Annotated in this window: 23 protein-coding genes; 11 read left to right on the forward strand and 12 right to left on the reverse strand. The window is 63.5% G+C overall.

Translation table 11 applies throughout. The features are described from left to right. The first annotated feature begins 49 nt into the window (after positions 1-49). The 3 genes from ACQ3C8_RS12910 to ACQ3C8_RS12920 are packed head-to-tail and all read left to right on the forward strand — an operon-like array spanning position 50 to position 1,961. Positions 50-484 (forward strand): DUF1425 domain-containing protein, encoded by a 435-nt coding sequence (locus ACQ3C8_RS12910; protein WP_009524076.1) that lies wholly within the window; start codon positions 50-52, stop codon positions 482-484. Between the two features lie 22 nt (positions 485-506). Then, on the forward strand, positions 507-1,118 hold the full coding sequence (lpoB, locus tag ACQ3C8_RS12915) for a penicillin-binding protein activator LpoB (RefSeq protein ID WP_009524075.1): 612 nt from the start codon (positions 507-509) through the stop codon (positions 1,116-1,118). A gap of 45 nt (positions 1,119-1,163) precedes the next feature. Further along, positions 1,164-1,961 carry a hypothetical protein gene (locus ACQ3C8_RS12920; RefSeq protein WP_428851795.1) on the forward strand — a complete coding sequence of 266 codons (798 nt, stop codon included), beginning with the start codon at positions 1,164-1,166 and terminating at the stop codon, positions 1,959-1,961. Positions 1,962-2,053: 92 nt separating this feature from the next. Here the strand turns inward: ACQ3C8_RS12920 and ACQ3C8_RS12925 are convergent, their stop codons facing one another. The 4 genes from ACQ3C8_RS12925 to ACQ3C8_RS12940 form a co-directional block, all read right to left on the reverse strand. After that, a complete protein-coding gene (locus ACQ3C8_RS12925) occupies positions 2,054-2,860 on the reverse strand; it encodes a fatty acid hydroxylase (RefSeq protein ID WP_009524073.1) in 807 nt (268 codons plus the stop codon). A gap of 136 nt (positions 2,861-2,996) precedes the next feature. Beyond that, entirely contained in the window at positions 2,997-4,379 is a 1,383-nt protein-coding gene (locus ACQ3C8_RS12930; protein ID WP_428851796.1) for an MFS transporter, read from the reverse strand. A 373-nt stretch (positions 4,380-4,752) separates the two neighbouring features. Further along, a complete protein-coding gene (locus ACQ3C8_RS12935; protein ID WP_428851797.1) occupies positions 4,753-5,988 on the reverse strand; it encodes an iron-containing alcohol dehydrogenase in 1,236 nt (411 codons plus the stop codon). Continuing rightward, positions 5,985-6,707 carry an alpha/beta fold hydrolase gene (locus ACQ3C8_RS12940; RefSeq protein WP_428851798.1) on the reverse strand — a complete coding sequence of 241 codons (723 nt, stop codon included), beginning with the start codon at positions 6,705-6,707 and terminating at the stop codon, positions 5,985-5,987. The genes ACQ3C8_RS12935 and ACQ3C8_RS12940 overlap by 4 nt, the downstream gene beginning before the upstream one ends. A 175-nt stretch (positions 6,708-6,882) precedes the next feature. Between ACQ3C8_RS12940 and ACQ3C8_RS12945 the strand changes: the two genes are divergently transcribed. Next, positions 6,883-7,605, forward strand: a complete 723-nt coding sequence (locus tag ACQ3C8_RS12945; RefSeq protein WP_428851799.1) for a GntR family transcriptional regulator — start codon at positions 6,883-6,885, stop codon at positions 7,603-7,605. 268 nt (positions 7,606-7,873) lie between these two features. Here ACQ3C8_RS12945 and ACQ3C8_RS12950 read toward each other — a convergent pair whose 3' ends face one another. After that, on the reverse strand, positions 7,874-8,182 hold the full coding sequence (locus ACQ3C8_RS12950; RefSeq protein WP_428851800.1) for a hypothetical protein: 309 nt from the start codon (positions 8,180-8,182) through the stop codon (positions 7,874-7,876). Between ACQ3C8_RS12950 and ACQ3C8_RS12955 the strand changes: the two genes are divergently transcribed. The 7 genes from ACQ3C8_RS12955 to ACQ3C8_RS12985 all read left to right on the forward strand — a co-directional run bounded on the left by ACQ3C8_RS12955 (position 8,174) and on the right by ACQ3C8_RS12985 (position 14,812). Then, complete coding sequence (locus tag ACQ3C8_RS12955; RefSeq protein ID WP_009524068.1) at positions 8,174-8,929, forward strand: ABC transporter ATP-binding protein; 756 nt, start codon at positions 8,174-8,176, stop codon at positions 8,927-8,929. The two genes, ACQ3C8_RS12950 and ACQ3C8_RS12955, sit on opposite strands and share 9 nt — an antisense overlap. After that, entirely contained in the window at positions 8,922-9,641 is a 720-nt protein-coding gene (locus ACQ3C8_RS12960; protein ID WP_428851801.1) for an ABC transporter ATP-binding protein, read from the forward strand. Before ACQ3C8_RS12955 ends, ACQ3C8_RS12960 begins: the two co-directional genes overlap by 8 nt. Before the next feature lie 84 nt (positions 9,642-9,725). After that, positions 9,726-10,934: an ABC transporter substrate-binding protein gene (locus ACQ3C8_RS12965; protein WP_428851802.1), complete on the forward strand. Its 1,209-nt coding sequence runs from the start codon at positions 9,726-9,728 to the stop codon at positions 10,932-10,934. Positions 10,935-11,009: 75 nt separating this feature from the next. After that, positions 11,010-11,894 carry a branched-chain amino acid ABC transporter permease gene (locus tag ACQ3C8_RS12970; RefSeq protein WP_428851803.1) on the forward strand — a complete coding sequence of 295 codons (885 nt, stop codon included), beginning with the start codon at positions 11,010-11,012 and terminating at the stop codon, positions 11,892-11,894. A 26-nt stretch (positions 11,895-11,920) separates the two neighbouring features. Further along, a complete protein-coding gene (locus ACQ3C8_RS12975; protein WP_428851804.1) occupies positions 11,921-12,919 on the forward strand; it encodes a branched-chain amino acid ABC transporter permease in 999 nt (332 codons plus the stop codon). A gap of 191 nt (positions 12,920-13,110) precedes the next feature. Next, the gene (locus ACQ3C8_RS12980) at positions 13,111-14,046 is read left to right on the forward strand and encodes a LysR family transcriptional regulator (RefSeq protein WP_009524063.1); all 936 of its coding nucleotides are present in this window, start codon (positions 13,111-13,113) and stop codon (positions 14,044-14,046) included. 28 nt (positions 14,047-14,074) lie between these two features. Next, complete coding sequence (locus ACQ3C8_RS12985; protein ID WP_009524062.1) at positions 14,075-14,812, forward strand: IclR family transcriptional regulator; 738 nt, start codon at positions 14,075-14,077, stop codon at positions 14,810-14,812. A gap of 191 nt (positions 14,813-15,003) precedes the next feature. Here ACQ3C8_RS12985 and ACQ3C8_RS12990 read toward each other — a convergent pair whose 3' ends face one another. From ACQ3C8_RS12990 to ACQ3C8_RS13020, 7 genes are all read right to left on the reverse strand, one after another. Then, positions 15,004-16,122 carry a Rieske 2Fe-2S domain-containing protein gene (locus tag ACQ3C8_RS12990; RefSeq protein WP_009524061.1) on the reverse strand — a complete coding sequence of 373 codons (1,119 nt, stop codon included), beginning with the start codon at positions 16,120-16,122 and terminating at the stop codon, positions 15,004-15,006. Positions 16,123-16,176: 54 nt separating this feature from the next. Beyond that, positions 16,177-17,187 carry a PDR/VanB family oxidoreductase gene (locus tag ACQ3C8_RS12995; protein ID WP_428851805.1) on the reverse strand — a complete coding sequence of 337 codons (1,011 nt, stop codon included), beginning with the start codon at positions 17,185-17,187 and terminating at the stop codon, positions 16,177-16,179. Between the two features lie 281 nt (positions 17,188-17,468). Next, a complete protein-coding gene (locus tag ACQ3C8_RS13000) occupies positions 17,469-18,350 on the reverse strand; it encodes a LysR family transcriptional regulator (protein WP_009524059.1) in 882 nt (293 codons plus the stop codon). 146 nt (positions 18,351-18,496) lie between these two features. Beyond that, a complete protein-coding gene (locus ACQ3C8_RS13005; RefSeq protein ID WP_009524058.1) occupies positions 18,497-18,973 on the reverse strand; it encodes a CBS domain-containing protein in 477 nt (158 codons plus the stop codon). A gap of 267 nt (positions 18,974-19,240) precedes the next feature. Next, complete coding sequence (locus ACQ3C8_RS13010; RefSeq protein WP_428851806.1) at positions 19,241-19,525, reverse strand: hypothetical protein; 285 nt, start codon at positions 19,523-19,525, stop codon at positions 19,241-19,243. Positions 19,526-19,632: 107 nt separating this feature from the next. Continuing rightward, positions 19,633-21,090, reverse strand: coding sequence for an NAD(P)(+) transhydrogenase (Re/Si-specific) subunit beta (locus ACQ3C8_RS13015; RefSeq protein ID WP_428851807.1), 1,458 nt, complete (start codon positions 21,088-21,090; stop codon positions 19,633-19,635). Next, the gene (locus ACQ3C8_RS13020; RefSeq protein WP_009524055.1) at positions 21,087-21,395 is read right to left on the reverse strand and encodes an NAD(P) transhydrogenase subunit alpha; all 309 of its coding nucleotides are present in this window, start codon (positions 21,393-21,395) and stop codon (positions 21,087-21,089) included. Before ACQ3C8_RS13020 ends, ACQ3C8_RS13015 begins: the two co-directional genes overlap by 4 nt. Positions 21,396-21,411 lie beyond the last annotated feature (16 nt).

The raw sequence follows: 21,411 nt of genomic DNA on the forward strand, positions 1-21,411 counted from the left end.
CGCACTCCGCCATCTGCGCAGCCACCCGTTTCTCGATACAGGACACACCATGCATTTTTCTTCCGCCCGCCGCATGTTCGCCATGCTGACCGCCGCCCTGGCCCTCGGCGCGGCCACACCGGGTGCAGCCGCCCAGACGATCGCCTCGAAGCTCGAGACGCTCGGTGACATGACCTACATCCGCGTCGCGGCGCTGCGCAGCACCGTGCAGAACGGCCGCCTGTATGTGCAGGCGCGCCTGCAGAACGACAGCACGGATCGCCAGTCGCTCGCCTACCGCATCAAATGGCTCGACGACGGCCAGTTCTCGGTATGGGAGGACGAAGCCTGGAAGCCGCTGCTGCTGAATGGCCGTCAGGCGCTGGAGATCCAGGGTCTGTCGCCCACTACGCGCGCCACCGATTTTCGCATCGAGCTGCATGCTGCCGATAACTCGACGCCGCTGTTCAACATGAACAGCCAGCCCGTTACCCCCAATTACTGATCGATCTGTTTCCAGGATAGCCATGATGTCTTTTTCGCTCCCCCGCCTCTCCGCCGCAGCACTGTGTTCCGCCGTCGTCCTGAGCGGCTGCGCGAACGTCGCCGGTCCCCACGTGGGCGGCAACGTGCAGTACGGTGATGCCCGCGCCGTGGAAACCGTGACCAACGAGTTCGGCTCGACCGACCTGCAGACCATCGCCGAGTCGATGACGCGCTCGCTGCTGCAGTCGCGCGCCATTACGGGCGCGCGCGAGACGCCGATCGTGGCGCTGGCGGAAGTCAAGAACAAGACGAGCGAATACATCGATACGCGCGCCATCACGGAAAAGATCCGCGTGCAGCTGACCAAGAGCGGCGCGGTGAAGTTCGCGGTAAGCACGAACGAGATGCAGAACCAGCTCGACGAACTCACCCGCCAGAACCAGACCGGCCTGTACAAGAACAAGGGCAAGGCGCGTATCGGCCAGATGCAGGGCTCGCGCTATCGCCTCGAAGGCTCCATCTCGTCCATCGTGAAGCGCTCGTCATCGACCAAGGACGTGTTCTATCTGTTCAACCTGAGTCTCGTGGATAACGAATCGGGCCTGCTGGAATGGGCTGACGAGAAGGAAATCCGCAAGACCTCGGCACGCTGATTGCGCTGACGTCCCCTGATCCGCCCCCGATCCATCGAGACCCCCATGCTCCGATCCCTGCTTGCCTGCGCTGCCCTGCTGCTGTCCGCGGGCGCTGTCGCCCAGCCGCGTATTGCCGTGGCTGACCTGACCTACAAGGACACTGTGCGCGAGCACTTCTCGTACGCCGCCGGCTACGAAAAATCATCCTCGCGCGCGTCGATGAGCGCCCGCGATTCCGACTTCTCGAGCAGCGAACGCGCCAGCGCCAGCCACCGGCGCGAGGCGGGCTTCGTGCAGGCCTCGGGCACCGTGACACGCATCGAGTATGGCGAACTGCGCAAGTTCACGGCCGACCTGAAGGGCGAACTGATCCGCTCGCAGGCCTTCCGCATCGTGCAGGCGCGTCCCTACACGGACGCCAAGCCCAACGAGCAGATCTTCGACATCATCAACCGCATCAAGCGCGGCGCGTTTCCTGGTGCGGACTACGTGCTGTTCGGCACGGTCTCGAGCGTCGAGTGGCGCACCGACCAGCAACCGGTGCAGGACACACGCAATACGATGCTGCTGTACAGCCTCGAGCTGGGTGTGGATTTCAGCCTGATCAACACCAAGACCTACCAGGTACACGCCGCGTTCTCCGCCGTGGGTGAAGGCAGCGACAGCAAGATCTGGTCGGCCGGTGCACGCCTCACGCCGAATCGGGCGCGCGTCATGCAGGAGGTGTCGCGTAGCCTGGCAGAAGAGGCGCTGCAGCAGATCGATGCCCAGTTCAAGCCGCTGGGCATGGAGCGCCGCTCCGACGACCGCCGTGCGCGCGAGGATGCTCCGGCGCAAGGTCGGGTAACGGTCTACCAGTAACGCCATCACTGCGCCGCATGGCCCACGGACCGAGCGTGGGCCGGATGAAAAAAGCCCCGCATATGCGGGGCTTTTTCCTTGGCCGATCTTGCTTACATCTGCATAGCGCGCTGCTCATCCGCGTTCAGCACGGGGCCGTCCAGCGTCACGTGTTTCTCGTCGTAGCGGAACTTCTGGATGATTGGCTTGAGCTCTTCCTTGATGTGCTTCTCGCTGTAGCCATTGAACAGATGGCCCAGCAGGCCGCGCCGCAGGTCGCTCGTGTTCATGAACCAGTCCGCGATGGGGAAAGTCAGGTTCATGTTGTACTTCATCATGATGCCCATATTGTGGTGCGCCGTATGGTGGCGGCGAATGGTATTGATGAAGGGCATGTTGCGCACGAACCAGTTCTCGTGGACGTGGCAGCAGTAGTGGAAGGTCTCGTACACGAGATACTGCGCCACCATCGTCAGGAAGACGATATAACCGGCGTTCGGGTTGATCAGCCATGCCGCCAGTCCGCCAAACACCAGGCCGCCGACGCCGAGCGTGGCGAGCACGCGCCACGGGAAGAACACGATGCGGAATTCGCGCGTGGTGTCGATGGTTGCTTCGTTATCGGTGAAATACTGGTGGTGCTGGCGCGTATGCCGCTCGTAGATGGCGCGCAAGGCAAACACGTCGATACGGCGATGCATCACGTAGCGGTGCATAAACCATTCGACGAAATTGCCGGCGAGGAACACTGGCAGTACCAGGAACCACTCCCAGGTCGCGGCCTGCAGGTGCGTGATGCAATAGTAGACGGCAGCGATCCCCACCGCGTACATCACGCCGATATGGACCAGTCCGTTGTAGAGGGGGCTGATATTGGCCTTGTACTCTTCGCGGAATTTCCGCTGGCGCTCGGTCATCATAATGTGTCTCCTGCCTGATACATGTGTAATACGTAACTAATATATTAGTTGCTGCAAAAAAATTGTCAATGCCGGCAGGCACAGAACCGGGCAGTGGCCCGGGTTGCCCGCACGGCATTGCCGTGCCGTCGATGCGTTACTGCGAAACTTCCTCGAGGGCGCGGCCCTTGGTTTCGACGCCCAGTATCGCGACCGCGATCGCCGCGACCACGAAGGAAAGTGCACCCAGCGTAAACACGCCGGACTGCCCCGCGACCGGCAGGATCACGCCGACAATGTACGGACCGAGCAGCGAACCGACTCGCCCGATCGATGAGGCAAAGCCGGAACCGGTAGCGCGCGAACGCGTGGCATACAGCTCCGGCGTGTAGGCATACAGCACCGACCACATGCCGAACAGGAAGAACTGCATGCACAGGCCGGCGGCGATCAGCTGGCCTGGCGCCACCAGGTTGCTGGCCGCGTTGCCGTAGAAATACGCAGACACGGCGCTGCCAAGCAACATCAGCACGCAGGTGCCCTTGCGGCCCCATGCTTCAAGCAGCCATGCGGAGAAGATGAAGCCCGGGATGCCCGCCAGCGAGATCAGGATGGTGTAGAACACCGACTTGGTGACTTCATAGCCGGCCTGTTGCAGCAGCGCGCCCAGCCAGGTGGTGAGCCCGTAGTATCCCAGTAGCGCGAAGAACCAGAGGATCCACAGCATGATGGTGCGGCGCGCATAGCCTTCGCGGAACAGATCGGCAAAACCGGCCTTGCGGACAGCCGCAGGCGCAGCCTTGAACGTTTCCACGACCGGCGGCAAGGCGATGCCGCCCAGTGCCTGACGCACCCGCTGCTCGAAACGCGTCATGATCGACTCCGCCTCCTCGTGCCGGCCCACCTCGGCCAGCCAGCGCGGCGACTCCGGCATATGGCGGCGCACGATGAAGACAAACACCGACGGCACCGCGAGCATGATGAAGATGCCGCGCCAGCCGACGATCGGCATCATGAAGTACACGAGGATGCCGGCCGCGATGAAGCCTAGCGGCCAGAAGCCTTCGAGAATGGCGATATACCTGCCGCGGCTCTTGGCCGGCACGATCTCGGACACCATCGACTGCCCGATGGGAAATTCCATGCCCATGCCGAAGCCCAGCACGACACGGTAGATCATGAGCATCGTGACGGTGTCCGACAGCCCGCACATCAGGCTCCCCACGCCCCAGAACACCATGCTCACCTGGAACACCGGTTTGCGCCCGAACTTGTCGGCCAGCATGCCGGCAATCGCCGCACCCAGGAACATGCCGAGGAAACTCGAGCTGGCGAGCAGGCCCGCCTGCGTGGCGCTCAGGCCGAACTCGGTGCGGATCGATCCCAGCAGGAAAGTCATCGCGCCGAGGTCCATCGAATCAAAGAACCATGCCGTGGCGATGATGCCGAAGAGTGCGCGCTGGTAGTTGGTCATGGGCAGCCGCTCCAGGCGTGCTGCTATGGAATAGCGGACGCTGCTGCCGTCTGCGATAGAACTCATGGATGTCTCCTCCGGGTGAATTCCTGAATGCCTGGCCACCGGTCTGCATGCCGGCCTGCACCATGACACACATCTAATATATCTCTAAGATAATAGTGGCATCCCAAGAGATTGGACAGAGGGTATACCCGCCTCCCAGCCCTTGCGGGAAGCGGCCCCAGCGCTCACGGCAATGGCATTTGAGGCCAGGCAGGACGCCAAGAAAGAGACGCCGCTCAGGGAGCACAGCAGGTGGCACAAAAGGCTATGCCGACGCCGGGACGGCATGCGCACACGGCGCCGCTTTTATTGTCCGGCACTTATCCCGACGTTCATTGGGGGCAGAAGCCGGCACCATGCCGCCGGCGCGCGGGACCGCTGCGCGCAGCCTCGCTCAGTCGCCGATCCGGCCTTCCCAGGCGCGCCGCACGATGCGCGCATAGGCAGCAGCGCCATCCGCCACCGGAAATGCCTTGCGCAGGCGCGCCACGGCCAGGGCATCGCACGTCATGTCGTCGAGCTGGGCTTCGGTGATACCGAAAGCATTGAGATCGGCGGGAATGTCCAGGCGCGTCACCAGATCACGCAGCATCGCCGGCAGGCGTGCGGCAGCCTGTGCCGGGGGTCCGTCGATGCCGAAGAGCTGCGCCACCTCTGCCAGTTCGGCGGTGCGCGTGGCGCGCAGGGCATCGACCACATACGGCAGCATCACGGCATTGGTGCTGCCGTGCGACTTGTGGGTGATACCGGCGACAGCATAGGCAATGCCGTGGACGGCGTTGAGCCCCGCGCTGCCATACGAGAGTGCGGCATAGATGCTGGCGTAGGCCATGCCATGGCGCGCCTCGTGGTCACTGCCATCACGGTAGGCACGTTCCAGATAGGCGGCGCACAGGCGGATGGCCTCGCGCGCGAACAGCATGGTGACGGCTGAACGGCCGCTGTAGCCGGGGTCCACCGAGCCCTCGCGGTCGAATGCACTGGAGTCGAGCGTGACGAACGATTCGAGCGCATGCGTCAGGGCATCGATGCCGGCGTCGGCGGTCACGCGTGGGGGGCAGGTATAGGTCAGTTCAGGGTCGACGAGCGCCACTTGCGGCCGCAATGAATTGTCCATCACGGCGATCTTCGTGGCATTTTCGGGATCGAGCAGGATCGCCCCCGGCGTGGCTTCAGAACCGGTACCGGCCGTGGTTGGCACGGCAATCAGCGGCAGCGGACGGCTGCCGTCCGGCAATACGCCGACGAAAGACTTGACCGGCGCACCCGTGGGCAGCGTCAGGCACAGCGCCTTGGCGAGGTCAATGTTGCTGCCGCCGCCAAGTGCAATCACATGATCCGGCACTGTTCCGTGCAACTGCGTCCGCACCTCGGCGGTGGCCGCATCGCACAGGGTGGTGGTGGGATCTGGCAGGCCACCGTCATACACCGTCGTGGCAATGCCGAGCTGCGCGGCGGCATCGACGTACTCGCGCACCCAGGGCGTATGCCGGGTAAAGAAGGTGTCGGTGACCAGCACACCGTGCCGGTAACCCAGGCGCTGCATCAGCGCCGGCAGCTGGGACCGCGCGCCGCCAGCAATGATCAGCCGCGCCGGTGCACAGAAATGCACCAGATCATCCATTCTCATCGTGTTTCCTTCGTGGGGGAGGACAGGACCGGCAGGAAGCCGCGCAGCACGGCGGCCACCTGCTCCGTGTTGTGGGTCAGCACGCTGTGGCCGGCGCCGCCGATGCCGAGCAGCGAGGCGTGCGGCAACCCCGCACAGAGGGCCAACGCATGCGACCAGGGTGAATCGCCGTCGTCGCGGCCATGGATCACCAGCGCGGGTTCGCGCACTGCGGCCAGTTGCCCGGCCTGGCGCTGCGCGCGAATGGCTTGCCAGGTAGCGACCACCGCCGCGTGATCCGCCGCCTCCTTGAGACCCAGGCGCAGTTCGCGCGCACGGACTTCAGCCAGCAGCGCCTCTGCGTCGGTCGCGGCAAACCAGGGGGCCTCCGGCAAATTGGCGGTGCCCGACACAAGGCACAGGCCCGTGGGCCGGCGCGCACCGGTGCGCGCCAGATAGGCCAGCGCCACCGACACGCCCATGCTCCATCCGGCCAGGATGAAAGGGCCGCGTACCCGGGCCTCGATCGCTTCGGCAGCATCCGCCGCATAGGCTTCCAGCGCGTAGCCGCCAGGACCGGCAGCGCGTACCGCGGTCCCGCGCCCGCGCAGGTTTGGCAGCGTAAACGTCGCCGCATCAGCCAGCATGTCGGCCAGCGGCAGCCATGCCGCCCGCGTCCCCTGGATGCCATGCAGCGCGACGATCTGAACCGGCCCCGCGCCGACCTGGATGCAATCCATCGGTGTCTCCTCCGCCCCGCCGCTGCTGCGGCATATTCTGATCCATCTAATATATCAAAAGAATAATAGCATGCCGGAACCACACCGCCGGACATCCCCGCAGCGCCGCAAGGAATTTGCAAAACGGCTGTGAGGCCTCATATACAATGGGGTGTCCATTCATCCGGGTTGTCTCATGATCAAGAAAGCCGTGCCGGCCAATCGCGCCAAATCCTCCGGAACGGAAGCGCGCAGCGCGGTATCGACCAACGGGGCCAAGGCGAAGCTGACCGACCTGGCCTACGAACGCATCGAGGAAGCCATCGTCACGCTCGCCCTGCCGCCCGGCAGCGCGATTTCCGAACTGCAATTGAGCGAGATGACCGGTATCGGCCGCACACCGATCCGCGAGGCGATCCAGCGCCTGGCGCGCGAACGGTTGATCATGGTGCTGCCGCAGCGCGGCTTGCTGATTCCCGAGATCGATGTGGCACGCCAGCTCCGCCTGCTCGAGACGCGCCGCGAAGTGGAGCGGCTGATCTGCCGTTCCGGTGCCAAGCGCGCCACGCCGGCGCAGCGCGAGCGCTTCCGCGAACTGGTGCACGAGTTCGAGGAAGCCGCGGCGCAGAACGACGATGTGCGTTTCGTGCGCGCCGACCGCGATCTCAACGAGCTGACGCTGGCGGCTTCGCACAACGAGTTCGCAGAAGGGGCCATGCGCCTGATGCACGGCTTGTCGCGCCGCTTCTGGTACTACCACTACAAGCAGGCCGCCGACATGCCCGAGATGGGCAGGCTGCACGCCAACGTGGCGCGCGCCATTGCCGATGGCGATGTCGATGGCGCCGGCAAGGCGCTGGATGCACTGCTCGACAATATCGAATCGTTTACCCGCAACACGGTACTCGACGCCCGCTGAGCAGCGGCGTGCCTGCACGCTGCAGCACGCGTTCCGGCGCACGCCCTCTCCCCCCTGCGCCCCCCTTTGCACCGCAGTGTGCATCCCGGGTGCCCAGCGCGCCGCCACGCCGGCCGCCGGACCCCAAACCCGCTTGCCGGCGACCGTCTCCCGGCATGGCCGCACGCCGGCCCGAATTGCCTGCGGGCGGGCCACCGGCGCATCATCTGCCCGCTTTCGCACATGCGACTCCACCGGGAATTTTCATCAAGATTAGGGTTAATCCCGATCAGCCTATTCTTCCCCCATCCCCGCAATGCACAATGCCAACAAAGGCGCTGTTGATAAGGCTTCTTCGCGCATGATCGAAATATTCGATCAACTTGCGTGAATTAAATGCGCTAACAAGAGATTCGCTCTTCGAGTAACTTTCGATTTGAAAGTTAGAACTTAAAACGCTTTTCCGATTTGCGGAACAGCCATCATCACCACAAAGGCGCTGCACCTGCCATTCCATGCGGATGGCAATGATGTTCCTGCCCGGATGTTGAGGTTTGTGGCGGCAGGTGCAGCGAGACAGGGGAGACAGATGAGTCACGATGTGATCCTGGAAGCGAAAGGGCTGACGAAGGAATTCGAAGGCTTCACCGCGGTCAACAACGTCGACCTGCGCGTCCGGCGCGGCTCGATCCATGCCTTGATCGGACCCAACGGCGCAGGCAAGACCACCCTGTTCAGCCTGCTGACGCGCTTTCTCAGCGCGACGCGCGGCACCATCCGGTTCAATGGCCAGGACATCACGCGCGCCCACCCGGCGGATATCGCGCGACGCGGGCTGGTGCGCTCCTTCCAGATCTCGGCCGTGTATCCCAAGTTGAGCGTCCTCGAGAACGTGCGACTCGGACTGCAGCGCCGCGTCGGCTCATCATTCGAGTTCTGGCGCCGCGAATCGAGCCTGCATGGCCTGAACGCCCGCGCCCACGAGCTGATCGATGCTGTCGGACTGTCCTCATTCGTCGGCCACACCGCCGAGGAACTGCCCTATGGCCGCAAGCGCGCCCTGGAGATCGCCGCCACCCTGGCGCTCGATCCCGAGATGATGCTGCTCGACGAGCCAACCGCCGGCATGGGCCATGAAGACATTTTCAAGATCGCGGAACTGATCAAGCAGGTAGCCGCCAACCGCACGGTGCTGGTGGTGGAGCACAACCTCAACGTGGTCGCCCACCTGTCCGACACCATCACGGTACTGCAGCGCGGCGCGATCCTGGCCGAAGGCACCTATGCCGACGTCTCGAACAATCCGGCAGTACGCGAAGCCTATATGGGGACAGGACATGCTTGATACACGCAAGGTCGCCGACATGCTGTCGGTCAGCGGACTCAACGCCTACTACGGTGAATCGCATGTGCTGCACGATGTGGCGCTGAACGTCCGCCAGGGCGAAGTGGTTACCCTGCTCGGCCGCAACGGTGCGGGCAAGACCACGACGCTGAAGTCCATCATGGGCATCATCGCCAAGCGCACCGGTTCGATCAACTTTACCGGCACGGAACTGATCCAACTGCGCGCGGATCAGATCGCCCGCCTGGGCGTTGCATTCTGCCCGGAGGAACGTGCCATTTTTTCCACGCTGAACGTGGAAGAGAACCTGCTGCTGCCGCCAGTCGTCAAGCCGGGCGGCATGCCGCTCGACGAGATCTACGAACTCTTCCCCAACCTGCTCGAACGCCGCCGCAGCCAGGGCACCAAGCTGTCTGGCGGTGAACAGCAGATGCTCGCCATTGCACGCATCCTGCGCACCGGCGCGACGCTGCTGATGCTCGATGAACCGACCGAGGGCCTGGCGCCCGTCATCGTGCAGCAGATCGGCGAAATGATCCGCAAGCTGCAGACGCGCGGCTTCACCATCCTGCTGGTGGAACAGAACTTCCACTTCGCCGCGACGCTCGCCGACCGCCACTATGTGATGGAAAGCGGCAAGATCATCGACATGATCGAGAAAGAGCAGGTCTCGGCCAGCATGGACAAGCTCAACGAGTACCTAGGCGTGTAGCAACCACAAGATCCCGCCAAGAGGATCAGTCTTGCAATCAGGCGGCCAAGGCCGTGCAGACCATATCAAAAATGGAGAGAGACAATGAAAGCGAAAACCATCCGGACTTTGCGTGTCAGCCTGCTGGGCGGCGTCGCGGCGGCGCTGTTTGCCACCTCGGTCGCGGCCCAGGTCAAGATTGGCGTACTGGGCGACATGAGCGGCGCCTATGCCGACCTCGGCGGCAAGGGGTCGACCATGGCGGCACGCATGGCCATCGAGGATTTCGGCGGGCAGGTGCTGGGCAAGCCGATCGAACTCGTCTCGGCCGACCACCAGAACAAGACCGACGTGGCCGCCAGTATCGCGCGGCGCTGGTATGACCGCGAAGGCGTGACGATGATCACCGACCTGACCAACTCCGCAGTCGCCATCGCCGTGCAGGGCATCTCGCGCGAGAAGAAAAAGATCAACCTGGTGACCAGTACCGCCACCAACGCGCTGACCAACAAGGAATGTTCGCCGTGGGGCGTGCACTGGACCTACGATTCCTACGCCCTGGCCAACGCGCCGGTCCGCGCGATGATCGAGAGCGGCGCGAAGAAATGGTTCTTCATCACTGCCGATTACACCTTCGGGCATAACCTGCAGGAAACCACCGAGAAGATGATCAAGCAGCTGGGCGGCACGGTAGTCGGCACCGCGACGCACCCGTTCACCAGCCAGGACTTCTCCTCGCAGCTGCTCAAGGCCCAGGCCTCGGGCGCGGACATCATTGCCCTCGCCAACTCCGGCTCGGATACGACCAACAGCGTCAAGCAGGCCAATGAGTTCGGCATCACCAAGAAACAGAAGCTGGTGTCCCTGCTGACCTTCATCACCGATGTGCACAGCATGGGCTTGCCGATCGCCCAGGGCCTGGTGTTCTCCGAGGCTTTCTACTGGGACCAGAACGATGAAACGCGCGCCTGGTCGCAGAAATTCATGAAGCGCCACGGCACCATGCCGTCGATGGTGCACGCCGGCACGTATTCCGCCGTCACGCACTACCTGAAGGCCGTCAAGGCCGCTAACTCGGTCGACTCGGATGCCGTGATGGCGAAGATGCGCGAGATGCCGGTCAACGACTTCGCCTTCAAGAACGGCTCGATCCGTCCGGACGGTGTCCACGATCACGCCATGTACCTGTTCCAGGTCAAGACCCCGCAGGAATCGAAGCGGCCGTGGGACTACTACAAGCAGCTCGCCGTGATCCCGAAGGGCAAGGCCTTCCAGCCGCTCGAAGAAGTCGATTGCCCGCTGCTGAAGAAGTAAGCCAGCGGCAATCCGGCACGAGGCGCCGCCTGCTGTCCTGGCGCCTCGTCTTGTCTACCTGAAGGGAGCAACACGATGTTGGATGGACTGTCGCTACAAATGCTGGTCGGACAGTTGATGGTCGGACTGGTCAACGGCTCGTTCTATGCTCTGCTGAGCCTCGGGCTCGGCGTGATCTTCGGCATGCTGAACGTGATCAACTTCGTACATGGCGCGCTGTACATGACCGGCGCCTTTGCGAGTTACCTGCTGCTGCAGTATGCCGGCGTGCCATATGCCGTCTCGCTACTGCTGTCGCCGCTGATCGTGGCTTGCCTGGGCGTGTTCATCGAACGCATGCTGCTGTCGCGCATCTACAAGATCGACCATATCTACGGCTGGCTGCTGACCTTTGGCATCGCGCTGATGCTGGAGTCGGTATTCCGCAAATTCTACGGCGTGTCCGGCAAACCCTATCCGACACCGGACTGGCTGACCGGCGCCATCGACCTGGGCTTCATGATGCTGCCCACCTACCGTGCGTGGGTCATCGGCGTGTCCCTGCTGGTCTGCTTTGGCACCTGGTACGCCATCGAACGTACCCGCCTGGGTTCCTACCTGCGGGCCGCCACGGAAAACCCGGTGATCGTGCGCAGCTTCGGCATCAACGTCACGCTGCTGATTACCCTGACCTACGCCTTCGGAGTCGGCCTCGCCGCCTTTGCAGGGGTGCTCGCCGCGCCGATCTACCAGGTGAATCCGCTGATGGGTTCGAACATCATCGTGGTGATCTTTGCCGTGGTGGTAATTGGCGGCCTGGGTTCGATCCTCGGCACCATCGTCACCGGCCTGGGCATCGGCCTGATCGAGGGCGTCACCAAGATCTTCTATCCGGAAGCCGCGCACGTCGTGGTGTTCGTGATCATGGCCATCGTGCTGCTGACCAAACCCACCGGACTGTTCGGACGCCGCGTCCGCTGACCGCCGCCCACTGCGAGGAGACTCCGATGAAATACGTGCTTTGTGCCTTGCTGGCCGTGGCCGCGCTGCTGGCGCCGTTGTACTACTACCCGACGTTCCTGATGACGATCCTGTGCTTCGCCATCTATGCGGGTGCGTTCAATCTGCTGTTCGGCTACACCGGCCTGCTGTCGTTCGGTCATGCCGCCTACTTTGGCTTTGCGGCCTATATCTGCGGCTACGCGGCGAAATCGCTGGGCCTTACGCCAGAGCTGGCGATCATCGGCGGCGGCCTGTCGTCTGCCCTGCTCGGCCTGATCGTCGGCTACCTCGCGGTGCGCCAGCAAGGCATCATCTTTGCGATGGTCACCTTCGCGCTGGCCGAGGTGGTGTACTTCATCTGTCTGCGCGCACCCTTCACAGGCGGCGAGGATGGCATGCAGTCGATTCCGCGCGGCCATCTGTTCGGCCTGATCGACCTGTCGAACTCGATGACCATGTACTACTTCGTGCTAGCCATCTTCCTGCTGTGCTTCTGGATGCTCTACCGCATCGTGCACTCGCCCTTCGGCCAGGTCCTGCGTGCCATTCGCGAGAACGAGACACGCGCCATCTCGATGGGCTACAAGACTGACCAGTACAAGCTGGCGGCCTTCGTGCTATCGGCCACACTGGCCGGCATTGCCGGATCGACCAAGACGCTGGTCTTCCAGCTCGCGACGCTCACCGACGTGCACTGGCACAAGTCCGGCGAGGTGATCCTGATGACGCTGCTCGGCGGCCTCGGCACGCTGGCCGGCCCGGTGGTCGGCTCCGGCCTGGTGGTATCGCTCAGCGAAGGGCTGGCTGAACTCGGCGAATGGGTGCCGTTCATCCTCGGGGTTTCGTTCGTGGTGTGCGTGCTGGCCTTCCGGCGTGGCATTGTCGGCGAACTGCTGGCGTACCTCGAGCGCCGCCGCCAGCGCACCCTGCCCGCCGGGACGGCGCGTACAGATGCACCCGCACAGGGCACGAGCGAACTGGCAACGGCAGGCAAGGAACATTGAGCGGCGTCGCTGCGAAGCATACTGCGCGACGATAATGCTCGGCACCGCCACGCCGCGACGCTGAATGGCGGTGCCGGAGCAGGTACGGAACGAGGCCCGACCGCGCCGGACAGCCGGGATGATCCCCATTGGCAGGCCCGGTGCGGGTCGGGTACCGTGATGGCGAAGACGCTCATGCAGGGGAACGCGCCATGAACATGAAGCAACTCGAAACACTTGTCTGGATCGTGCGGCTCGGGAGTTTCGCGGCCGCGGCAGACCGGCTGTGCACCACGCAATCCACCGTCTCATGCCGGATCCAGGAGCTGGAGCAGGATTTCGACATCCAGCTGTTCGACCGCAGCCATCACAAGGCACGCCTTACCGCCAAGGGCAAGGAACTGTTCCACTACGCCGAGCGCCTCATCGATCTGGCCTCGGAAATGCGCCACCGTATCGGCAATCCTGAGTCGCTCTCGGGCCTGATCCGGCTCGGCGTCGCGGAGGTGGTGGCACTCACCTGGTTGCCGCAGCTGGTCCACGCGATCCGCAACACGTATCGTGACGTGGTACTGGAACTGGATGTGCAACTGACACGCCCGCTGATCTCGCGGCTGCGCGAGGGCGACCTGGACCTGCTGCTGATTCCCGGTCCAGTGGCCGAGCCAGGGCTGACGTCGGATACCGTCGGCAAGGTCGAGTTCCGCTGGATGGCGGGCCCGCACTTCAAGGTGCCGAGCGGCATTCTCTCGCCAGAAGTGCTGCAGACATTGCCGGTTCTGAGCCTGTCGGCAGATTCGCACCACCACACGCTGATCGAGCAATGGTTCACGCGCAATCAGGCGCAATACAACTTTGTCACGCGGTGCAACAACCTCAATGTGGTCGCTTCATTGACCATGGCCAACGAAGGCATCGGCTACCTGCCCGTGGCGGCCTACAGTCAGGAAATCGCTGACGGCCGGCTGGTCATGCTGAAGACACGGCCACGCATGCCCGCCGTGGAATTTGTCGCCGTGGCAACATCGGGGCGCTTCCAGCCACTGGTGGATGCAGTCCGGACATTGGCGGTGGAAAGCGCCTACACCAGCGAGCTTGGCATGAGCGGCGTCACCGCTCCCATCTCACGCATCGGCAGCGCGCGCTGACGCGCGCCATCACGCACGCAACAGGATCATGGACAAGACGCTACTGAAGGGACTCACGGTACTCGAGGCGTTGATCGACAATGACCGGCCCTGTGGCGTCACTGCGCTGGCCAACCAATTGCAGATGTCCAAGAGCAGCGTGCACCGGATCCTGCAGACACTCGTGAGCCGCCAGTTTGCCCGCCAGGACATGCTCTCGCAGCAGTACCAGCCGACGCTCAAGCTGTGGGAGTACGGCACCAGAGTGCTGGCGCGCATTGACTTCAAGCGCGTCGCGGCGCCCCAGCTCGAGCTGCTGTCGCGCCAGACCTCCGAAACCGTGCATCTGTCGATCCTCGATGGCAAGGAAGTGGTGTATGTGGACAAGGTGGACGGCTTGCTGCCGATCCGCGCCTATTCGGAAATCGGCGGACGCGCCCCGGCCTACTGCGTGGCGACTGGCAAGGCCCTGCTGGCCTACCAGCCCGAGGCAGTACTCGAGCAGTTCGGCCCAGAGATGGAGCAGTTCTCGCCACGGACGCTGCACGATGTCGCCAGCCTGCGCAATGAGCTCAAGCGCGTGCGCAAGCTCGGCTACGCAGTGAATCGTGGCGAGTGGCGCGAAGGCGTATGGGGTGTCGCCGCGCCCATCTTCGATGGCACGGGTCAGGTGACAGCCGCAATCGGCCTGTCGGGACCCGCACAACGCATGCGTCCGGCCCACATCCGCGAATATGCGGCGCTGCTAATCCAGGCCAGCGAGGCGGTGACGCGCGATCTGCGCTGAGCCTGGGCCACATCGGTACCCGCCGGGCCGCCGCTGAGGCGGTGCCCGCCTGCCTGTTCGCGCGCCGCACGAGCCCACCGTCACAGACCTGCGTGGCCCCGCGCTTGTGTTGCATGCCTGCCACGTCATGAAAAACACCGGTCACGCTTGCGCGCGACCGGTGCCTGAACCAGCGGAGGGTGGCCGGATCGTTACTGCTGCGCTGCCGACACGGGGATCACCTGCACCTTCTGCGTGCGCTGCTCTGCCGCGGCACGCTCCTGGCGCTGCAGGCCCATCAGGATCTGGCGGGCGCGACGCAGCGCCTTGTCCGACTTCAGGAACACTTCCGAGTAGTCATCGTCCGGATAGTCGAACATGTTCTGCTGGCGCTCGAGCGCCCACTGGTCCTGTGCCACCACGGACGGGAACATCTCCGCCACCTTGAGCGCGGTCGGCGTATCCGGATCGCTGAGGGGCCGGTGCTCCTTCTTGGTAGTACAGGTCCAGCGCCACACCAGGTTGCGTGCATCGACCGGATAGAACAGGTGCAGCAGCGTGTAGCCGCGCTCGGCCTCGGTTCCAAGCTGCCCGGACGGCGCCACGTGCATCTTCACGCGGCACATGCCCGGGCTGATCATGGCGTGCGTGTGCAGGCGCTCCACCACGTCATACAGGAACCACTCGCGCAGGAATGGCGGCTGTTCGTAGCCATCGACGCGACGGATGGTCTTGATGTATTCATAGCCTTCGGACACGCCTTCGTCGAGTTCGACCGGAATCAGGCTGTTGGCCTTGTCACCGATGTTACCGTCGTGCAGCGGGTAGAAGTGGCTGATGTCGAGCAGGTTCTCGATCAGCAGCAAATAGTTGGCTGGCGCCTCGATGCGCTCTGGCGATACGGCGGTCACGCAACTGGTATCGGTCAGCTCCGGCGTACGCGGCGGATTGAGGGTGGAGGCCTGCTCCACGTCGCCGGGCCACAGCCACACCACGCCGTCCTGTTCCTTGATGGGCACGGTATGCAGGCGGGCCTGCGGCGGAATCGCCTTGTCCGGCTGCGAGGGGATCTCCACGCACTTGCCGCTGCTGTCATAGCACAACCCGTGATAGGCACATTCGAGGCGGCCATCGTCGAGCAGCTTGCTTTCCGACAGCGGGAAACGCTTGTGGCAGCAGCGGTCGTCGAACGCCACGACCTCGCCTTCCGCAGTGCGCCAGATGACGATCGGCTTGTCCGCCACCTTCAAACCCTGCAGGTCGCCTGCCTTGAACTCATGGCTGAAGCCGACCGGATACCACGTATTCCTGACGTACTCGAACTTGCTCATGGGGTTGTCTCCTTCATTATGAATTGCGCCGGGCCGGGCCCGGCAATCCGTTGCTCAGATATCGAGCACCAGCTTCTTGCTCTTGGCACGGCTACAGCAGATCATCACGAACTCCTCGCGGTCTTCCTCGTCGAGCACGGAATCGCGGTGAATCGGTTCGCCATCGAGATAGCGCGTCATGCAGGTGCCGCAGTACCCCTCTTCGCACGACACATCGATGTCCATGCCATGTGCCTGCATGACATGCACGATGGACTGTCCGGGCGGCACCGTGAACGTCTTGCCGGAACGCTTCAGTTCGACTTCGAACGCGGTATCGGCCGAGGTATCGATCGCCTCGCCGACCGGCGCGCTGAAGCGTTCGCAGTGCGTCGTGCCCTTGGGCCAGTGCTCGACCGCGCGGTCGATGGCATCGAGAAAGCCGTTCGGCCCGCAGTAATAGACATGGGTGCCGGGGGTGGCATCGCGCAGCAGTGCCGCGAGATCGACGCCCTGCTTCGGATCGCCATGGTCGTGATGCAGCGTCACATGGCCGCTGGCGATTAGCGGCTGCAGTTCGCGCAAGAAGGCCGTACGCTGCGGCGAGCGCGTGCAGTACACCAGATGAAAATCCTGGCCGCGCGCCCGCACTTCCGCGATCATCGACATCAGCGGCGTAATACCGATGCCGCCACCGATGAACAGGTAGCGCGTGGCGTCATCCGACAGCTCGAAATGGTTGCGCGGCGCGGACACCGTGACCAGCATGCCGGCGCGCAGCGCGTCGTGCATGGCGACCGAACCGCCGCGTCCATTGGGGTCGCGCAGGACGGCGACAACGTAGCGATGCGTTTCGGTCGGATCGTTGCAGAGCGAATACTGGCGAATGGCGCCGTCGGGCAGATGCACGTCGATATGCGCACCTGCCGTGAACTGTGGCAGCGACTTGTGTTCCGGATCGACGAACTCGAAACTGCAGATATCGTCAGCCAGGCAGGTGATGGCACGCAGCTGCAATTGCAGCTTGGCTGGGGATGCGGGGCTGGCGGTAGCAGCTACCGGCGCACCGGCAACGGTTGCAGACATGGCCGTTCTCCTTGGTTATTCCGGCCACCGTTTCCGGCGCGTGCGGCATGGCTTGCCGTTCTTGTCACCGGTTGCGGGGTGAATCCATCATGCACCGTGCTTACATCAAATTCAAACGAGAAATTTGGCTGTAATTACATCGATTTTATTGATGTAATTATTGGGCTCGCGATGAGGCTCCCAGGTGGCCGCGAGCGCACTCAACGCACCATCGCGCGCCGCAAAAATGCAATGGAACGCACTTGTAAAGCCGCGAGGGAAGCCGTGGCAGCCTGGCAGGCTCAGCTGAAGTCGCTGACCTCGCGGGCGATCTCAGCGACGCTGGCGGCCAGCGAGTAGGCATGGCCGAGCGGGAACGCCGCGACGAACTCGACGGGCTCGAGCGGATCGCTCACCGGAATGATCTGCATCCGCCCTGAGGCAAGCTCGGCCTCGTAGTAGCGCAACGGAAGGTAGGCGATGCCCATCGCGGCCATGGTCATCGAGCCGGCCACGGCAAAACTCTTGCAGCGGGCCAGATAATGACAGCGCACGTGGTCGCGCCGGAACCAGTCTTCGATGGCGGAATAGTGGAATGACTCAGGTTGCAGGCCGATCACCGGCCACGCGGCCAGTTCGGCCGGGGTATGCAGGTGCGTGCCGGCGCCGAGGGCTGGGCTGGCCATCCAGGCAAACTCGACCTTGCCCAGCGACACGCTGCGCACGTCGGGCATGCGTGTATAGCCGGGCGCCAGCACCAGTTCGAGTTCGCCGCGATGCAGGCTGGCCATCAGGTCGCTGGTCAGGCCTTCCTCGATTTCGAGGCGCAGTTGCGGGTAGCGTGCGGACAGCGCCCGCACGAGTTGCGGCAGCCAGCTGGTGGAAACGACTTCGGCTACGCCGAAGCGTACCGAGCCCGCTAGCGATTCCGGCGTGGCGATGCGATGCTGCAGCTCGGTGGAAAGGTCGAGCATGCGGCTTGCGTACTCCATCAGCTCGCGCCCCTTGGGGGTGAGGCGCGCACTGCGCAGCGAGCGGTCGAACAGATCGACGCCGAGGCTGCGCTCCAGTTCGCGCACGCGCATCGACACGGTCGACTGCGTGGTGTAGAGCCGCTCCGCTGCGGCAGCGAAACTGCCAAGCGTCACAGTCCAGAAGAACGTTTCGAGCTGCTGCAGCGTCATGGCCCCCTCTTCCCCATGCGCGGTGGTCCGCGCCTCTGCGTTGCTAGTGTAGCGGGAAGAGACGGCGTCGCGTCAAGGACGGGGCGCCTCGGTGGCGGGGGCAAGGCATCCACGCCCACGCTGCGCATCGTCGCAGCAAGCCGGCATCAGGCCAGCGCCGCCTCCGCCACCGGCCAGTCGCCGATGTAGGACTTGAGCATGCGGTTCTCGAAATCCTGTTCTTCGTGCACAGCCTTGGCCACATCATGGAACGACACCACGCCCAGCAGCGTGCCCTGGCGTACCACCGGCATGTAGCGCTGGTGATGCTGCACCATCAGGCCGCGCAGGTCGATCACGTTCATGTCGTCGTTGATGACGATCGGCTCGCTGTTCATCACGTGGCGCACGCGCAGGTCGGCGACCGGCGGGGTCGGGCCCTGGCGCTGTTCCTTCTGGCGCTGCGCGAGGATATGGATGATCTCGCGGAAGGTGAGCAATCCGACCAGTTCGCCGCGCTCCATCACGACCAGCGAACCGACATCGTTGTCGGCCATGGTAATCACGCAATCCGACAGCAGCGTCGCCGGCGAAACGGTAAACAGCGTATTGCCCTTTACTTTGAGAATGTCACTGACGCGCACGATAGCCTCCTGCCTGCTCTGTCTATTCTGTTTGCTTGGTTCTGCCTGGTTTCGATCCGGATCCCATGGTATGGATGGGACCTGTGAATATATTCTATCATCCTATTCATAGAATGATAGTAAAACTTTAAAAAAAGCGATCGGGCGTGCGTAAACGACAACGGCGACCTTGCAGGTCGCCGTTGCTGGGGGGATAGAAAGGGAAAGTCGGGAAGCCGGAGATCCGGAACTGGAGCGGGCCGCCGGTCTTGCCGCCGCAGCCGACGCTCAGGCCGCGGGCCGGATCGCCGGCAGGGGCACGGCAGCGCTCAGTTCCGGCGGAAGCGATCCAGCGGGGCGCGCGGCAATCCAGTGCACGAAGAGGGACTGATCAGCGTCGCAGAGGGTCCAGTGCGTGTCGCAATGGCGGCACACAAACTGCAGCGTGCGCGCCCGCACGCCCGATTCCAGCACACGCTCCACCGGCTGGCTGTTGACCATCCGCAAGCCATCATGGGGCGTGCGCCGGCGCCCGTCGACCTCAAGTTGCAAACACGCCTCACAACGTTGCATGACTCTTCCTCCTGTACTCCCTACGATGCAGTGTAGCAAGGGCATGTCCGGCCCGGCAAATATCGTGGACGATCTGCCGTACCGGACCGTCATGCAACCGCGCAGGTTTACTCCACTGCCTTGACCATGTCCTCGACCACCTTCTTGGCATCGCCGAAGACCATCATGGTCTTGTCCATGTAGAACAGCTCATTGTCCAGGCCCGCGTAGCCAGCCGCCATCGAACGCTTGTTGACGATGATGGTCTTGGCCTTGTACGCCTCCAGGATCGGCATGCCGGCGATCGGCGACTGCGGATCGGTCTTGGCCGCCGGGTTCACCACGTCGTTGGCGCCCAGCACCAGCACCACGTCGCACTGCCCGAACTCGCCGTTGATGTCTTCCATCTCGAAGACCTGGTCGTACGGCACCTCGGCTTCGGCCAGCAGCACGTTCATGTGGCCCGGCATGCGGCCCGCCACCGGGTGAATAGCGTACTTGACGGTCACGCCGTTGTGCGTGAGCTTCTCGGTCAGTTCCTTCAGGGCGTGCTGGGCGCGCGCCACGGCCAAACCGTAGCCGGGCACGATCAGCACGGTTTCGGCGTTGCCGAGCAGGAAGGCGGCGTCATCGGGCGAGCCTGACTTGACGCTGCGCTGCTCGCCGCCACCCGCATTGCTGCTGACCGCCTCGCCGCCAAAGCCGCCGAGGATCACGTTAAAGAACGAGCGATTCATCGCCTTGCACATGATGTACGAGAGGATTGCGCCCGAGGAACCCACCAGCGACCCGGCGATGATCAGCATCGGGTTGTTGAGCGAGAAGCCGATGCCGGCAGCCGCCCAGCCGGAGTACGAGTTCAGCATCGACACCACCACCGGCATGTCGGCGCCGCCGATGGGGATGATGATCAGCACGCCGAGCACAAAGGCGATGGCGGTCATGATGATGAACGGCGTCCAGCTCTGCGTCATGAAGTAGGCGATGCCGAAGCCGATCATAGCGATGGCCAGCGCCAGGTTGAGCATGTGCTGGCCCTTGAACTGCACCGGCGCGCCCTGGAACAGGCGGAACTTGTACTTGCCCGAAAGCTTGCCGAAGGCGATGACAGAGCCGGAAAACGTGATGGCGCCGACGAAGGTGCCGATGAACAGTTCGATGCGGTTGCCCAGCGGAATGTCACGGCTGCCGGCGGCGGTAATGCCGAAGGCATCGGGCTCGGCCACGGCGGCAATAGCGATGAACACCGCGGCCAGGCCGATTAGCGAGTGCATGGCGGCGACCAGCTCGGGCATCTTGGTCATCTCGACCTTCTTGGCGACGAAGGCGCCGATGCCGCCGCCGACCACTACGCCGAGGGCAATCAGGGCGAGGCCCGGATTGAATCCACTCGCGGAGTGACCTGCCTGCATGTCGCTGGCGAGGCGGATGATCAGCGCAATCGTAGTAACCACGGCGATGGCCATGCCGGCCATGCCAAAGGCATTGCCGGCGCGCGCGGTGCGCGGGTGCGACAGGCCCTTGAGCGCTTGGATGAAACACACCGAGGCAATGAGGTACAGCAGGGTGACGAGGTTCATGCTCATTTGGCGTCTCCCGCGCGGTCTTTCTTCTTGAACATCTCAAGCATGCGCTGGGTCACCAGAAAGCCGCCAAAGACGTTGACCGCCGCGAGTGCAACGGCGAGCGTGCCCATGACCTGGCCCAGGCCGGTCTGGGTGAGGCCGGCAGCCAGCATGGCGCCGACGATGATGATCGCGGAAATAGCGTTGGTCACGGCCATCAGCGGCGTATGCAGCGCCGGCGTGACGGTCCACACCACGTGGTAGCCGACGTAGATCGCCAGCACGAAGATGATCAGGTTGATCACGGTTGGACTGATGAGTTCCATAGCTGTCTCTTGTCTC

The organism is Imbroritus primus (assembly GCF_964332355.1).
Classification (GTDB): Bacteria; Pseudomonadota; Gammaproteobacteria; order Burkholderiales; family Burkholderiaceae; genus Imbroritus; species Imbroritus primus.

Excerpts from the sequence above, each read along its gene's own strand:
- ACQ3C8_RS12910 (WP_009524076.1), top strand. The coding sequence starts at position 50 with ATGCATTTTTCTTCCGCCCGCCGCATGTTCGCCATGCTGACCGCCGCC.
- lpoB (WP_009524075.1), top strand. The coding sequence starts at position 507 with ATGATGTCTTTTTCGCTCCCCCGCCTCTCCGCCGCAGCACTGTGTTCC.
- ACQ3C8_RS12920 (WP_428851795.1), top strand. The coding sequence starts at position 1,164 with ATGCTCCGATCCCTGCTTGCCTGCGCTGCCCTGCTGCTGTCCGCGGGC.
- ACQ3C8_RS12925 (WP_009524073.1), bottom strand. The coding sequence starts at position 2,860 with ATGATGACCGAGCGCCAGCGGAAATTCCGCGAAGAGTACAAGGCCAAT.
- ACQ3C8_RS12930 (WP_428851796.1), bottom strand. The coding sequence starts at position 4,379 with ATGAGTTCTATCGCAGACGGCAGCAGCGTCCGCTATTCCATAGCAGCA.
- ACQ3C8_RS12935 (WP_428851797.1), bottom strand. The coding sequence starts at position 5,988 with ATGAGAATGGATGATCTGGTGCATTTCTGTGCACCGGCGCGGCTGATC.
- ACQ3C8_RS12940 (WP_428851798.1), bottom strand. The coding sequence starts at position 6,707 with ATGGATTGCATCCAGGTCGGCGCGGGGCCGGTTCAGATCGTCGCGCTG.
- ACQ3C8_RS12945 (WP_428851799.1), top strand. The coding sequence starts at position 6,883 with ATGATCAAGAAAGCCGTGCCGGCCAATCGCGCCAAATCCTCCGGAACG.
- ACQ3C8_RS12955 (WP_009524068.1), top strand. The coding sequence starts at position 8,174 with ATGAGTCACGATGTGATCCTGGAAGCGAAAGGGCTGACGAAGGAATTC.
- ACQ3C8_RS12960 (WP_428851801.1), top strand. The coding sequence starts at position 8,922 with ATGCTTGATACACGCAAGGTCGCCGACATGCTGTCGGTCAGCGGACTC.
- ACQ3C8_RS12965 (WP_428851802.1), top strand. The coding sequence starts at position 9,726 with ATGAAAGCGAAAACCATCCGGACTTTGCGTGTCAGCCTGCTGGGCGGC.
- ACQ3C8_RS12970 (WP_428851803.1), top strand. The coding sequence starts at position 11,010 with ATGTTGGATGGACTGTCGCTACAAATGCTGGTCGGACAGTTGATGGTC.
- ACQ3C8_RS12975 (WP_428851804.1), top strand. The coding sequence starts at position 11,921 with ATGAAATACGTGCTTTGTGCCTTGCTGGCCGTGGCCGCGCTGCTGGCG.
- ACQ3C8_RS12980 (WP_009524063.1), top strand. The coding sequence starts at position 13,111 with ATGAACATGAAGCAACTCGAAACACTTGTCTGGATCGTGCGGCTCGGG.
- ACQ3C8_RS12985 (WP_009524062.1), top strand. The coding sequence starts at position 14,075 with ATGGACAAGACGCTACTGAAGGGACTCACGGTACTCGAGGCGTTGATC.
- ACQ3C8_RS12990 (WP_009524061.1), bottom strand. The coding sequence starts at position 16,122 with ATGAGCAAGTTCGAGTACGTCAGGAATACGTGGTATCCGGTCGGCTTC.
- ACQ3C8_RS12995 (WP_428851805.1), bottom strand. The coding sequence starts at position 17,187 with ATGTCTGCAACCGTTGCCGGTGCGCCGGTAGCTGCTACCGCCAGCCCC.
- ACQ3C8_RS13000 (WP_009524059.1), bottom strand. The coding sequence starts at position 18,350 with ATGACGCTGCAGCAGCTCGAAACGTTCTTCTGGACTGTGACGCTTGGC.
- ACQ3C8_RS13010 (WP_428851806.1), bottom strand. The coding sequence starts at position 19,525 with ATGCAACGTTGTGAGGCGTGTTTGCAACTTGAGGTCGACGGGCGCCGG.
- ACQ3C8_RS13015 (WP_428851807.1), bottom strand. The coding sequence starts at position 21,090 with ATGAGCATGAACCTCGTCACCCTGCTGTACCTCATTGCCTCGGTGTGT.
- ACQ3C8_RS13020 (WP_009524055.1), bottom strand. The coding sequence starts at position 21,395 with ATGGAACTCATCAGTCCAACCGTGATCAACCTGATCATCTTCGTGCTG.